At 73.0% G+C, this 13,127-nt stretch carries 11 protein-coding genes; 9 read left to right on the plus strand and 2 right to left on the minus strand.

Annotation, left to right across the window (positions count from 1 at the left end):
- Positions 1-2: 2 nt before the first annotated feature.
- Both AB0N68_RS08260 and AB0N68_RS08265 read right to left on the minus strand, forming a co-directional pair.
- Complete coding sequence (locus tag AB0N68_RS08260; protein WP_313366536.1) at positions 3-1,961, minus strand: DUF2264 domain-containing protein; 1,959 nt, start codon at positions 1,959-1,961, stop codon at positions 3-5.
- Positions 1,958-2,971: a hydroxyacid dehydrogenase gene (locus AB0N68_RS08265; protein WP_313366537.1), complete on the minus strand. Its 1,014-nt coding sequence runs from the start codon at positions 2,969-2,971 to the stop codon at positions 1,958-1,960. Before AB0N68_RS08265 ends, AB0N68_RS08260 begins: the two co-directional genes overlap by 4 nt.
- 186 nt (positions 2,972-3,157) lie before the next feature.
- On the opposite strand from AB0N68_RS08265, the gene AB0N68_RS08270 reads away from it, so the two are divergent.
- The 9 genes from AB0N68_RS08270 (at position 3,158) to AB0N68_RS08310 (ending at position 13,121) form a co-directional block, all read left to right on the plus strand.
- Positions 3,158-4,258, plus strand: coding sequence for a substrate-binding domain-containing protein (locus AB0N68_RS08270; protein WP_292794948.1), 1,101 nt, complete (start codon positions 3,158-3,160; stop codon positions 4,256-4,258).
- A 102-nt stretch (positions 4,259-4,360) separates the two neighbouring features.
- Positions 4,361-5,530 (plus strand): Gfo/Idh/MocA family protein, encoded by a 1,170-nt coding sequence (locus AB0N68_RS08275; RefSeq protein WP_280567301.1) that lies wholly within the window; start codon positions 4,361-4,363, stop codon positions 5,528-5,530.
- On the plus strand, positions 5,527-6,747 hold the full coding sequence (locus AB0N68_RS08280) for a DUF993 family protein (RefSeq protein WP_292794945.1): 1,221 nt from the start codon (positions 5,527-5,529) through the stop codon (positions 6,745-6,747). Before AB0N68_RS08275 ends, AB0N68_RS08280 begins: the two co-directional genes overlap by 4 nt.
- Positions 6,744-7,661, plus strand: coding sequence for a sugar phosphate isomerase/epimerase family protein (locus AB0N68_RS08285; protein WP_292794943.1), 918 nt, complete (start codon positions 6,744-6,746; stop codon positions 7,659-7,661). Before AB0N68_RS08280 ends, AB0N68_RS08285 begins: the two co-directional genes overlap by 4 nt.
- Before the next feature lie 426 nt (positions 7,662-8,087).
- On the plus strand, positions 8,088-8,852 hold the full coding sequence (locus tag AB0N68_RS08290; RefSeq protein WP_292794941.1) for a sugar phosphate isomerase/epimerase family protein: 765 nt from the start codon (positions 8,088-8,090) through the stop codon (positions 8,850-8,852).
- 43 nt (positions 8,853-8,895) lie between these two features.
- Entirely contained in the window at positions 8,896-9,963 is a 1,068-nt protein-coding gene (locus tag AB0N68_RS08295) for a LacI family DNA-binding transcriptional regulator (protein ID WP_292794939.1), read from the plus strand.
- Positions 9,960-11,063, plus strand: a complete 1,104-nt coding sequence (locus tag AB0N68_RS08300; protein ID WP_313366538.1) for a glycerate kinase — start codon at positions 9,960-9,962, stop codon at positions 11,061-11,063. The genes AB0N68_RS08295 and AB0N68_RS08300 overlap by 4 nt, the downstream gene beginning before the upstream one ends.
- 141 nt (positions 11,064-11,204) lie before the next feature.
- Positions 11,205-12,056 carry an ABC transporter permease gene (locus tag AB0N68_RS08305; protein ID WP_085605959.1) on the plus strand — a complete coding sequence of 284 codons (852 nt, stop codon included), beginning with the start codon at positions 11,205-11,207 and terminating at the stop codon, positions 12,054-12,056.
- 30 nt (positions 12,057-12,086) lie between these two features.
- Entirely contained in the window at positions 12,087-13,121 is a 1,035-nt protein-coding gene (locus AB0N68_RS08310) for an ABC transporter substrate-binding protein (protein WP_292795419.1), read from the plus strand.
- Positions 13,122-13,127 lie beyond the last annotated feature (6 nt).

Genomic DNA, 13,127 nt, shown 5'->3' on the forward strand with positions numbered 1-13,127 from the left:
GCTCACCCCCGCGGAAGGAACTCCTCGGGGCGGAAGCGTGTCGTGGCACCGTCCGGCCAGGACACCGCCGCGTCGCCTGCCTGCAGGTCGAGCTGCGGCACGCCGGGGGAACTCCCGAGAAGCACGCCGACGGCCATCCAGACGTCCGGCCGCACCGCCGCCGAGAGCCACGGGGTGGCGGTCTCCGGGCCGAGCGGGGTCGCGTCCCGTTCCCGTCGGACCCCCGCGGTCGCACCGTCGACTCCGAGGAGTCCGATGACCCGGCTCTGCGTCTCGCCGCCGAGGGCGAGGGCGGCGGTGACGACCGCGGGGCCGGTCTCGACGACCGTCGGGGAGGACAGCGCCCAGCCGCCGATGCGGAGGACGTCGCCGTCGCGGATCACCCCGTCCGTCCCCGCGCCCGCCCGGACCCGCACGAGCCGCACCTCCCACGGTCCGCGGAGCGCCGACACCACGTCGACCATGGGGCCGACCGTGGTCTCGGCGGCCGCGCCGCCTCCGCCGACATCGAACTCCGCGCGGAAGCCGTCGTGCCAGTGCACGAGGCCGGAGGAGCCGCCGAGCACGGCGTCGTCGACCTTCCGCAGCGCTCCGGTCGCGAAGCCGGAGCGATGGCTCGCTCGGCCGCCACGCACCACGGCGACCGTGCCGTCGAGCGGATCACGGACTCCGGGGCCGGCGAGCACGGGCGCTGTCGCGGTCGAGTACCCGAGCTTCGCGTACAACGGCGCATCCGGCTGGTGGGCACCCGGCATCCGGTGGTCGGTGCCGTGGTTGACCACACGCACGATGCCGTCCGCGGTACCCGTCGCGAGCCACCCCGGGGCGATGAGGACGCGGGTGAACGGACCCCGATCGATCGGCAGGGGCTGTTCGACGGCCGTCCAGAACGGATGCGCCGCGGGCAGGGCGAGCGGCAGGAGACCCTTCGCCGCCCAGTACGGAGAGCCGGGGCCGGAGTAGTCCTGGGCGAGCGGACGCCAGGCGCCGTGCCAGCCGAGTGGCAGCACTCCGGTCGCATCCGGCGCACCGCGGTCGGTGAAGTGCCGGACCTGACCGCTCACCGCCCGGCGCAGGAGGCCGGGGTCGTGCCGCGAGGTGCCGGAGAACGCCGCGACCCCGGCCGCGGCGGCCGTCGCGAAACGGTAGGTGAGGCTGCGGCCCTGGATGAGTGGTCCTCCGTCGGCGCCGACGAGGTGCAGCGCGTCGTCGAGGAACGCGTCCAGCCGCCGGCGATACCGGGCGATGCGATCCGCGTGGCGCGGCTCGTCGCCGACCATGTCCGCCCAGAGCAGCGGGTAGAACGACAGCGCCCAGCCGGCGTAGTGGTCGAACGATCGGGCGGCGCCGTCCGCGCTCCATCCGCCGTCCCGCTCGAAGCCGTCGAGCAGCGCGAAGTCGGCTGCGCGGTCCGCGTCGGAGGACGGCCCGCCGACGCTCTCCAGGAACTGCTCGACGAGCACCCGGAACCAGGCCCAGTTGTTCGGCGGATGGCTCCCACCGACGACGGCCGCCAGGTAGTCCACGGTGCGGGTCCGGGCGCTGTCGTCCAGGCGCGCCCACACCGTGTCGCGGGTGAGGTGCAGACCCAGGGCGAGCGCCGCGGCCTCGACTTTCGCCTGGTCGACCTCGTCGGGGCGCGGCCACCGTTCGGCACCGGCCGGATCGACACCTGCCGCCAGCCCTCTGGCATACCGCTCGGCCAGCGACTCTGTGCCGCGTGGGTCGCCGGCGATGCGGAACGCGGCCAGCAGGAACGTGCGGCTGAAGCCCTCGAGCGCGTCGACCGCGGCGCCGAAGCCGCCAGGGGCGCCGGGGTACCGGATGCCCGCGCCCGCCGGGCTCGCATGACGGGCGGCCCCGTCGAGGATGGCATCGGCCACCGTCATCAGGTGCGCGCGCGTCCATCCCGTGTGCGGGGAGAGCGCCCGGTCTTCCGGAGGCAGCGCGAGGATCGTCATGCGCTGTGCGCGAGGTCGGCGCGGTGCACGGGGTGTCGAGGCGGACGGCCGACCACCCACGCCTCGAGCTCGTCGAGGGCGGCGTCGGCCAGCCGGTGCGCCTCGGTGCCGAGCGAGCCGGCGAGGTGCGGGGTGACCGCGACGTTCGGCAGGTGCAGCAGCGGGTGGTCGGGCGGAAGCGGCTCCGGATCGGTGACGTCGAGGATCGCGTCGAGGCGATCGGAGGCGCACTCCGCGAGCAGCGCGTCGTGATCGAGGAGGGCACCGCGCGCGGTGTTGAGCACGGTGGCGCCGTCGCGCAGGGCCGCGAGCTGCGCGCGGCCGATCATCCCCCGCGTCGCGGGCAGCGCCGGTGCGTGCAGGGAGAGCAGGTCGACGGCGGGGAGCAGGGCGTGGAGTGGGACGAGCCGGGCGCCCGCCGCGGCCACCTCTTCGGCGTCCGCGTACGGGTCGGCGACGAGCACCTGCAGTCCGGGGAAGGGCCGCAGCAGGTCGACGACGCGGCGCCCGATGCGGGAGAACCCGACGATGCCCACCGTGCGGTCGAGGTTGCCGATGCGGCCGGTGACGCGGGGCCCGATGCGCAGGTCGCGCTGTGCGTCGTCCCCGCGGAGCGGGAGGAGGGCGCGTTTGCCGGAGAGCAGGATCATCGCGAGTGTGTACTCGGCGACGGGGGCCGCGTTGGCCTCGGCGGCGGACGTGAGCAGGATGTCGCGCTCCCAGAAGGCGTCGGACACGACGCCGCGCACGCTCCCCGCCGCATGGAACACCGCGCGGAGTCGGGGGAGCCGGTCGAGCAGGGCCGCGTCCAGGAGGGGGGCGCCCCAGCCCGTCACCAGCACCTCGATCCCTGACACGCGGTCGGCCGCGGCGGCCGCGTCGAGCGCGGGCGTGTGCAGCGGGGCGCCGGGGGCCACGAGCGTCCGCAGACGGGCGCGCCGAGCGTCGTCGAACACGAGGTCCCACGCCTCCGTGGAGAGGGCGGCGATGGTGAACGGTCGGTGGGCCATGAGTCTCCGCGGGTCTCGGGTATGCGCTTGCCGAAGCGTGCCGTTCCAGTGAAGACTGTGCGTTCGAGCCCAGGCAACGTGATCGAACAGGAACCATCCAGATCGAACACACTCGTACACGGAAGGCAGCCGGATGCTGATCCCCCGCATCACCCTCGAAGATGTGCGGCACGTCGGGAGGATCGTGTGACCGAAGAGCGTCCCACCCCGCGTTTCGGCCTCTCCCGCCGCGAGCGCATCCTGGACGAGCTGCGCCGTACCGGCGCCGTGCGCGTCGCCGAGCTCGCCCGTGACTTCGGGGTGGCCGAGCTCACCATCCGTCGCGACGTCACCGCGCTGGCGGACCGCGGACTGCTGACCAGGGTGCACGGGGGAGCAGTGCTGCGGAGCGCGCTGGACACGACCGTCGCCCGCGCTGCCCTTCCCGGGCCGCAGTTCCGCATCGGCATGGTGGTGCCGTCGCTGAGCTACTACTGGCCGCAGGTCGTCGTCGGCGCCCGGAGCGCCGGGGTGGAGACCGGGGTGCAGCTCGTGCTCCGCGGGGCCAGTTACGCCGCGCAGGACCAGCGTCGCCAGATCGCGGCGCTCCTGGAATCCGGAACCGTGCACGGCCTCATCGTGGCCCCCGAGACGCAAGGGGCCGACGGACACGCGCTGCTCTCGTGGCTGGACACGCTCCCGGTTCCCGTCGTGCTGGTCGAGCGCCGGACCCCGCCCGCGCTCGCCCTCACCCGGATGCAGACCGTGGCGACGGACCACGCGTTCGGGGGTGCGCTCGCCGCCGGGCACCTCGCCGCACTCGGGCACCGGCGGGTGGGGGTGCTCACGTCGCCGCAGTCGCCGACCTCCGCCGGGCTCCGGCAGGGCTGGTCGCGGGCGGTCGCTGAGCTCGGTCTCGCGGTGGGCGTGGATCGCGATGCGGCGCTGGACCGGATGGAGGGGCCCGCGCAGGCGGACGTCGTGTCCTCGGTGCTCGCCGAGATCCGTGACACGGGCACGACCGCGCTGCTCGTGCACTCGGACCCGCAGGCGCTCCTGCTCCAGCAACATCTGCAGGATGCGGGCTGGCGGCTGCCCGACGACCTCTCCCTGATCGCCTACGACGACGAGGTCGCGGAGCACGGCTCCCCTCCGCTCACCGCGCTGCGGCCGCCCAAGCAGCACGTCGGACGCCGCGCGGTGGAGCTTCTCCGGGATCGGCTGCGCGAGGGGACCACCCGGCCCGCCGAGCGCGTGGAGGTCGCCCCGGCGCTGCACGTGCGGGCGAGCACGGCCCCTCCGCGTTAGGCGCGGTTGCGAGGTCGAGCGTCTCATGCCATGATCTCGGAAAGCGCTTACCAACATTCTCCTGTCAGCGCCGACAGCTTCCACCGAGAGGAACGGACCGAGATGGCACAGGCCCCCACCCGCGAGATCGGGATCATCATGAACGGCGTCTCCGGGCGCATGGGATACCGGCAGCACCTGGTGCGGTCGATCCTCGCGATCCGTGACGACGGCGGGATCGAGCTCCCCGACGGCAGCCGCGTGACCGTGCGGCCGATCCTCGTCGGACGCAGCGAGGCCAAGCTGGCCGAACTGGCGGCGAAGCACGGCATCGAGGACTGGACGACCGATCTGGACGCGGCCCTCGCCGACCCGCAGTGGGAGATCTACGCCGACTTCCTCGTCACGAAGGCCCGGGCATCCGCGATCCGGAAGGCCATCGCCGCCGGCAAGGCGATCTACACCGAGAAGCCCACGGCCGAGTCGCTCGACGAGGCTCTGGAGCTCGCCCGCCTCGCCCGCGACGCCGGTGTGAAGACCGGCGTCGTCCACGACAAGCTCTACCTCCCGGGGCTGCAGAAGCTCAAGCGTCTCATCGACTCGGGCTTCTTCGGCCGCATCCTCTCCGTCCGGGGCGAGTTCGGCTACTGGGTGTTCGAGGGCGACTGGCAGCCCGCGCAGCGTCCGAGCTGGAACTACCGCACCGAGGACGGCGGCGGCATCATCACCGACATGTTCCCGCACTGGAACTACGTGCTGGAGAACCTGTTCGGCGAGGTCAAGAGCGTCTACGCGCAGGCCGCGGTGCACATCGCCGACCGCTGGGACGAGAAGGGCGAGCACTACACGGCCACGGCCGAGGACGCCGCGTACGGCATCTTCGAGCTCGACGGCGGGGCGATCGCCGAGATCAACTCCTCGTGGACCGTGCGGGTGAACCGCGACGAGCTCGTGGAGTTCCAGGTCGACGGCACGCACGGCTCCGCGGTCGTCGGACTGTTCGGTGCGAAGATCCAGCCCCGCAACGCCACGCCCAAGCCCGTGTGGAACCCCGACCTGGAGGACAGCCACGACTACGACGCCGACTGGCAGCAGGTGCCGACGAACGACGTGTTCCGGAACGGCTTCCGGCAGCAGTGGGAGGAGTACCTCACCTCGTTCGCCCTCGGGACGGACTACCCGTTCGACCTGCTGGCCGGCGCGCGCGGGGTCCAGTTCGCCGAGGCCGGACTCGCGTCCAGCGCCGAGGGACGCAAGATCGTGCTCGAGCCCCTGACCCTGGACGAGGCATGACCACCCTCCGCCTGCTCGCCGCCGACGGCCGCACCGCCGACACGGAGCTCCGCGAGGTCGCCGGTGTCACGCGGCCGGAGGGCCCGCTCCGCAGCCGGGTGGCCTACGCCGCCGCGCACGTCGTCCCGAAGGTCCACGCGGACAACACCCCGGGACAGCCGGCCGACATCGACTGGGACGCGACCCTCGCCTTCCGCCGCAACGTGTACTCGTGGGGTCTCGGCGTCGCCGACGCGATGGACACCGCGCAGCGCAACATGGGGCTGGATGCGGCGGCGGTGCGCGAGCTCATCGCCCGCAGCGCCGAGGTCGCCCGCGAGGAGGGCGGCACGGTCGTGGTCGGGGTCAACACCGATCATGTCGACGAGGAGCGCATCTCGCTCGATCAGGTGATCGCCGCCTATCTCGAGCAGCTGCACTTCGCCGAGGAGCAGGGGGCGGGGCCGGTGGTCATGGCCTCGCGGCACCTGGCTCGGGTCGCGGAGACCGCCGACGACTATCGCCGCGTCTACCGCGAGGTGCTCTCTCGCGCGTCGGTCCCCGTCGTGCTGCACTGGCTCGGCACCGCGTTCGACCCGGAGCTCGCGGGCTACTTCGCGCCCTCGTCGCCCGCCGGGAGCGGTGGTCCCGCGTGGCAGGAGGCCGCCGGGGTGCTGCTCGACATCATCGGCGAGAACCGCGCCGCTGTCGCCGGGGTGAAGATGAGCCTGCTCGACGCGGACTCCGAGGTGTGGGTACGCGAGCGGCTGCCGGAGGGCGTGCGCATGTTCACCGGCGACGACTTCCACTACGTCGGCCTCATCGGCGGGGACAGCCTGACCGGGGCTGCCGCGCCCGAGGGGTCCGCGTCGCGCGGTCACTCGGATGCGCTGCTCGGCGCGTTCGCCGCGCTCGCCCCGGTGGCCTCCGCCGCGATCCAGGCCCTCGACGCGAACGACCCGGAGCGGTACCTCGACCTCCTCGGCCCGACGGAGGAGCTGAGTCGGCAGGTGTTCGCGGCACCGACTTACTACTACAAGACCGGGGTCGCCTTCCTGTCCTGGCTCAACGGCCATCAGCCCGCGTTCCAGATGGTCGGGGGGCTGCATTCCGCACGGAGCCTGCCGCACCTCAGCCGCATCGTCGAGCTGGCGAACGGGGCGCTCGCCCTGGAGCGGCCGGAGCTCGCCCGGGAGCGATGGCACGGCCTGCTCCGGCTGAACGGGGTGGACGCATGACCGCCCCCCGGAGCCTGGCGGCGGAGCGCGAGTCCCGGACACCCGGCGTCGGGACCGTGCCGCATCCGCGGCTCTCGATCAACCAGGCCACCGTGAAGCACGCGGACCTCGCCACGGCCCTGCGCGTCACGGCGGCGGCGGGGGTCGAGGCCATCGGCCTGTGGCGGGAGCCCGTGCAGGCGGTGGGACTCGATGTCGCCGCCCGCATGCTGACCGACTCCGGCCTGCGCTTCACGACGCACTGCCGCGGGGGCTTCTTCACGCTTCCGCCCGGTCCGGAGCGTGACGCCGCGCTCGACGACAACCGCCGGGCGATCGAGGAGGCGGCCACCCTCGCGGCGGCCGGTGCGGAGGGCTCGACCGCGGTGCTCGTCCTCGTCGCCGGCGGTCTGCCCGAGGGGTCGCGTGACCTCGTCGGGGCGCGTGAGCGTGTCCGCGACGCCATCGGCGCCCTCGCGGACGACGCTCGCGCCGCCGGGGTCACCCTTGCGATCGAGCCGCTGCATCCGATGTACGCCTCCGACCGTGCCGTGGTCTCCACCCTCGGTCAGGCGCTCGACATCGCCGCGGACTTCGACCCTTCCGTGGTCGGTGCCGCGGTCGACACGTTCCACATCTGGTGGGATCCGCAGGTGCTCGACCAGATCGCCAGGGCCGGACGGGAGGGGCGCATCGCCACGTACCAGGTGTGCGACTGGAAGACCCCCCTCGCCGCAGACCCCCTGCTCTCCCGGCACTATCCGGGGGACGGAGTGATCGACTTCGGCACCCTCACGCGGGCGGTGCAGGACACCGGCTACGACCGCGACATCGAGGTGGAGATCTTCCATGCCGACGTCTGGGCCGACGACCCGGCCCGTGTGGTCCGGCGCACGGCCGAGGCCTTCGCGACGGCGGTCGCCCCCCACCTGTGAGCCCCGGTGACGCCCATCCCCGGTCCCTCCTTGGTCCCGGTCCCTCGTCTCCGGCCCCTCCTTGGTCCCGGCGTGGTCCCGGATGCACGACCCGTTCCCGGATGCACGGGCCGTTCCCGGATGCACGGCCCGTCCCCGGGTGTCGGTCGTCCCGACGTGCCCGGGTCGTGTATCCGACCCAGTCCCATCGTCCCAGTCCCGTCGTCGTGTGTCGGTCGTCGTGTGTCGGTCGACGAGGGACACCTGCACGACCCGGGTCCGTGGGCACGATCAGACCTAGGTTTCGGTCGTGCAGGCGGGACGGGGTCGTGCAGGTGGGACTCGAGGACGGGGAACGGAAGGGGCCGGGACGTCCGACCGAGGAGCCCGGGGAATGGACGGGCCGGCCGGTGTCGGGGAGATCGGGAGGACTGAGAGGATGACGGGATGACGGGGATCCGTGCAGGGCTGTGCTCGGTGACGTTCCGTGCCCTGCCGCCGGAGAGGATCGTCGCGCTCGCGGCCGCCGCAGGTCTCGAGGTGATCGAGTGGGGCGGGGACGTGCATGTGCCACCGGGGGAGGTCGGCCGCGCGGCGGAGGTCGCGCGGATGACCACGGATGCCGGGCTCGCCGTCGCGTCCTACGGGTCGTACTTCCGAGCCGGATCGGAGGAGTCGCTGACCGCGGTCCTCGACAGCGCCGCGGCCCTCGGAGCCGACCGCGTGCGGGTGTGGGCAGGGAGTCACGGCTCCGCGGAGGTGTCCGCGCAGGAGCGTGCCCGCGTCGTGACGCGGCTCCGCGCGGCGGCGGTCGAGGCGGCTGCCCGCGGCATCGGGCTCGCCCTGGAGTTCCACGGCGGCACGCTCGCCGACACCGCCCCGGCCACCCTCGCGCTCCTGCACGAGGTCGACCACCCGATGCTGTCGACGTACTGGCAGCCCACGGTCGGCGCCGCCGTCCCCGCGGTGCTCGAGGAGTTCCGTCGGCTCAGCCCCCATGTCTCCGCCGCTCATGTCTTCTCCTGGTGGCCGCGCACCGAACGGCACCCGCTGCGCTCGAGGTCCGCGCTCTGGACACGGTTCTTCGCGGAAGCGGCCGCCACCCCGCACCCGCCGCGTGACGCCCTGTTGGAGTTCGTGCCCGACGACGCCCCCGAGCTCCTCGCCGGTGAGGCCGCCGCCCTGCTCGGTTTCCTCGGACGGCGGCCGTGAGCGTCCCTCGAAGCGGATCCGTCCTCGTCGGTAGGCTCGGAGCATGACCCCGTCCGCCACACCGGCAGAGCCGCCGGCCGCGCGTCGCCCCCGTCACGCCCGGGGACCGGCGCCCACGCTGCATGACGTCGCGCTCGAGGCCGGGGTCTCGCTGGCGACCGCCTCTCGCGTGCTGAACGGTTCCGAGCGCAAGGTCGCGGCGCCCTTCCGGGAACGCGTGGAGGCCGCCGCCGAGGCCCTCGGCTACACCGCCAACGTCTCCGCGCAGGCGACCGCCCGCGGACGCTCGCCGGTGATCGCGCTCCTCGTCGCGGACATCGCCGACCCCTACTTCGGACTCATCGCATCGGGCGTCGCGCGGGGTGCCGACGAGCAGGGTCTCGTCGTGACCGTGGCCATCACCGAGCGCGACCCGGCGCGGGAGGCGCGGATCGTCCGTGCGCTGCGCGGACAACGACCGCAGGGGCTCATCCTCGCCGCCTCGCGCACGCAGGAGGAGGGGCAGGCGGAGACCGCCCGCGAGCTCGCCGAGTTCACCCGCCTCGGGGGCCGTGTCGTCGCCTTCGGCGCGGACGGCGACGGCGACCGCCGGGTGGAGATCGACAACCGGGCCGGGGCCGCCGCGCTCGGCCGTCGGATGGCGGAACTCGGGTATCGCTCGGCAGTGCTCGTCGGGGCGGCGGAGGGCGTGCGCACCTCGGACGACCGGCTGGCGGGCTTCCGCGCCGGATTCGCGGAGGGCGGCGGCGAGGTCGCGCAGACCGTCCGCGGAGACTTCCGCCGCGAGTCGGGGGCGACGGCGATGGCCGAGGCCCTGGCAGCCGGAGTCCCCGAGGGTACCGTCGTGTTCGGCATCAGCGACGTGGTGGCCATCGGGGCGATGGCGGCCATCCGCGCGGCGGGCCGGGAGGTCGGCGCGGACATCGCCGTCTGCGGTTTCGACGACGTGCCCTCGAGCCGCGATGTGACCCCGGCGCTCACCACGGTCTGCGTGCCGCTGAGCGATGCCGGGTATCAGGCCTTCCGGGCGATCGTCGACGAGGACTGGCAGCAGCCGACGCTCCCGCTCGAGGTGGTCGTGCGCGCGAGCACCCCGGGGCTCCGGGCATGACCCGCGTCGTCATCGCTCCGGACAGTTTCAAGGGCACGATCACGGCGGCGGAGGCCGCGGCAGCGCTCGCCGACGGCTGGCGGGAGGTCGAGCCGGCGGCGGACATCGTCCTCCGCCCGATGGCCGACGGCGGGGAGGGGACCGTCGCGGCGTTCGCGACGACCGTACCGGATGCACAGCGCATGCCGGTCACCGTCGACGGCCCGGCGGGCGCTCCCGTCGAGACGTCCTGGCTGCTCCTGCCGAGCACGACCGATGCTCCCGGCGGCACGGGCGTCGTCGACATCGCCTCGACCTCGGGCATCGAGCTCCTCGACGGTCTGCGGCCCTGGGATGCCGATACGACCGGCTTCGGGCAGGCGATCGCCGCCGCCCTCGATCACGGCGTCTCGCGACTGATCCTCGGCATCGGCTCCAGCGCCTCGACCGACGGCGGCACCGGCATGCTCACCGCCCTCGGCGCGCGCTTCCTCGACGGGGACGGCCGGCCGGTCGCGAGGGGAGCCCGGGGTCTGGCGGACATCGCCACGGCGGATCTCGGCGCGCTGCGCACCGCGCCGGATGTCCGCGTGCTGACCGATGTCACCAATCCGCTCACCGGGTCTCGCGGCGCGGCGGCGGTGTTCGGTCCGCAGAAGGGGCTCACGGAGCCCGGCGACATCGCCCGGGTCGACGACGCGCTCGCCCGTCTCGCCGCCCTCCTTCCCGTCGACCCGCAGCTCCCCGGCACGGGTGCCGCCGGCGGTACGGGGGCGGCGCTCGTGCGCTGGGGCGGGATGCTCGCCCCGGGGGCGGCCGAGGTGGCCGCGCTCGTCGATCTGGCCGGGGCCGTCCGTGGCGCCGAGGCCGTGATCACCGGCGAGGGGTCGTACGACGGACAGTCGGGTGACGGGAAGGTGCCGTCCTTCCTCGCCGCGCTCGCCGTCGAGGCGGGGGCGCGTCCTCTGCTCGCCGCGGGTCGGATCGCGGACGATGCCGACGCCGGTCTGTTCACGCGGGCCGTGTCGCTGACCGCGTTGGCGGGGTCGTCCGCCGCCGCCGTGGCCGACCCCGCGCGCTGGCTTCGCGTCGCGGGCGCGGAGCTGGCACGGTCGCGGTGACCGACCCGGAGGCCGCGCCGACGCGCGAGATCCGCGCGGGCGCGACACGGTGCGTTGACACGGCAGAACGGTCGGCATAGACTCGCAACACCGAACGGGAATGCGCTTTCCCGAATCCTTCACGAAGATGTCGAGGACCCCATGTCGTCTGCCCCCTCCGCGACCATGACCCTGGCGATCGCCGCCGACCGCCCCGAGCCTCCGGGCATCGTCCGCTGGTGGAGCCGTCACTGGCACCCGCTCGTCTTCGTGCTCGCGGTGCTCGCCCTCTGGTGGGTCTCCACGAGCCTCGGGTGGGTGCCCGCGTTCATCATCCCGTCGCCCGCCGACACCTGGGCGGCCTTCACCGACAACGCCGCCTACCTCGCGCAGAACACCTGGGTCACCACCTACGAGACCGTGATCGGGTTCGTCATCGCGGTCGTCGTCGGCGTCCTCGTCGCCGTGCTCATGGTGTACTCGCGGGGTCTGGAGCAGACGCTCTACCCGGTCATCCTCTTCGCCCAGGTCATCCCGAAGATCGCGATCGCTCCGCTGTTCGTGGTCTGGCTCGGGTTCGGCGCGGAGCCGAAGATCCTCGTGGCCGTGCTCATGGCGTTCTTCCCGGTCGTCATCTCGGGCCTCGCGGGCCTGCGCACCGTCGACCCGGAGATCCTCCAGCTCGCGTCGACCATGGGAGCGAGCCGCTTCAAGACCTTCCTCAAGGTGCGGCTGCCCGCGGCGCTGCCCGAGCTCCTCTCCGGTCTCAAGGTCGCCGCGACGCTCGCGGTCACCGGTGCCGTCGTCGGCGAGTTCGTCGGCGCGAACGAGGGCCTCGGCTACGTGATCCTGCAGGCCAACGGCAACCTCGACACCGCCATGCTCTTCGCCGCGCTCATCATCATGTCGCTGCTCGGCGTCATCCTCTTCGGCATCATCCAGATCGCCGAACGCTTCCTCATCCCGTGGCACGCCTCCAAGCGCGACGTCGCCGCGGCCACCGTCCGACTCTGACCCCCCTCGCCCCCACGAAAGAAGGCACTGATGAAGAAGTCAGGCACCATCCTCAGCTCGATCGCCCTCGCGTCCGCCGCGGTGCTCGCCCTCTCCGGCTGCGGAGGATCGACGACCCCGGCGAGCTCCGGCGACGGTGACGGCGGGGAGCTCACGCCCGTCACCCTCATGCTCAACTGGTACCCGTACGGCGAGCACGCGGCGTTCTACTACGGCGTCGACCAGGGCATCTTCGAGGAGCACGGCATCGACCTCACGATCAAGGCCGGCCAGGGCTCGACGAAGACCGCGCAGGCCGTCGGGCAGGGGCAGGTCGACTTCGGCTGGGCGGACACCCCCGCCGTCCTCGCGAACATCGACAAGGGCGTCGGCATCAAGAGCGTCGGCGTCTTCCTGCAGACCACGCCGTCGGCCGTGCAGGTCTTCGCCGACTCCGGCATCTCCAGCCCCGAAGACCTCAAGGGCAAGACCATCGCGGTCTCTGCGGGCGACGCCCCGACCACGACCTTCCCGATGTACCTCGAGGCCGTGGGCCTGGAGGAGGGCGATGTGACGCAGCAGAACCTCGACGCCGCGGGGAAGATCGCCGCCATGCTGTCCGGGAAGGTCGACGGTCTCATCGGCTTCGCACACGACCAGGGTCCGACCATCGCCGACAAGAGCGGCAAGGACGTCGAGTACCTGCGCTACTCCGACGCCGGCCTGAACTTCTTCAGCAACGGCCTCATCGCGCCGACCGACACCATCGAGAACGACCCGGAGCTCGTCGAGGCCCTCGTCGCCGCGACCTCGGAGGCTTTCGAGGCCGCGCAGGAGGACCCCGAGGCCGCGGTGGCCGCGATGGAGGGCAAGGACCCGCAGATGCCGTCGCAGGAGGTCCTGCTGCACCAGTGGGAGGAGACCATCGAGCTGCTCCACACCGACGCCACCGAGGGTCAGGCTCCCGGCGCGAACTCCACCGAGGACTGGGAGTCCACGTTGGAGGTGCTGTCCGAGGCCGGGCTCATCTCGGGCGACGGCGATGTGGAGACCTACTTCGACGACGCCTTCACCCCCGGGAAGTGAGACCGA

Origin of the sequence: Microbacterium meiriae (genome assembly GCF_040685015.1) — a bacterium.
GTDB lineage: Bacteria > Actinomycetota > Actinomycetes > Actinomycetales > Microbacteriaceae > Microbacterium > Microbacterium meiriae.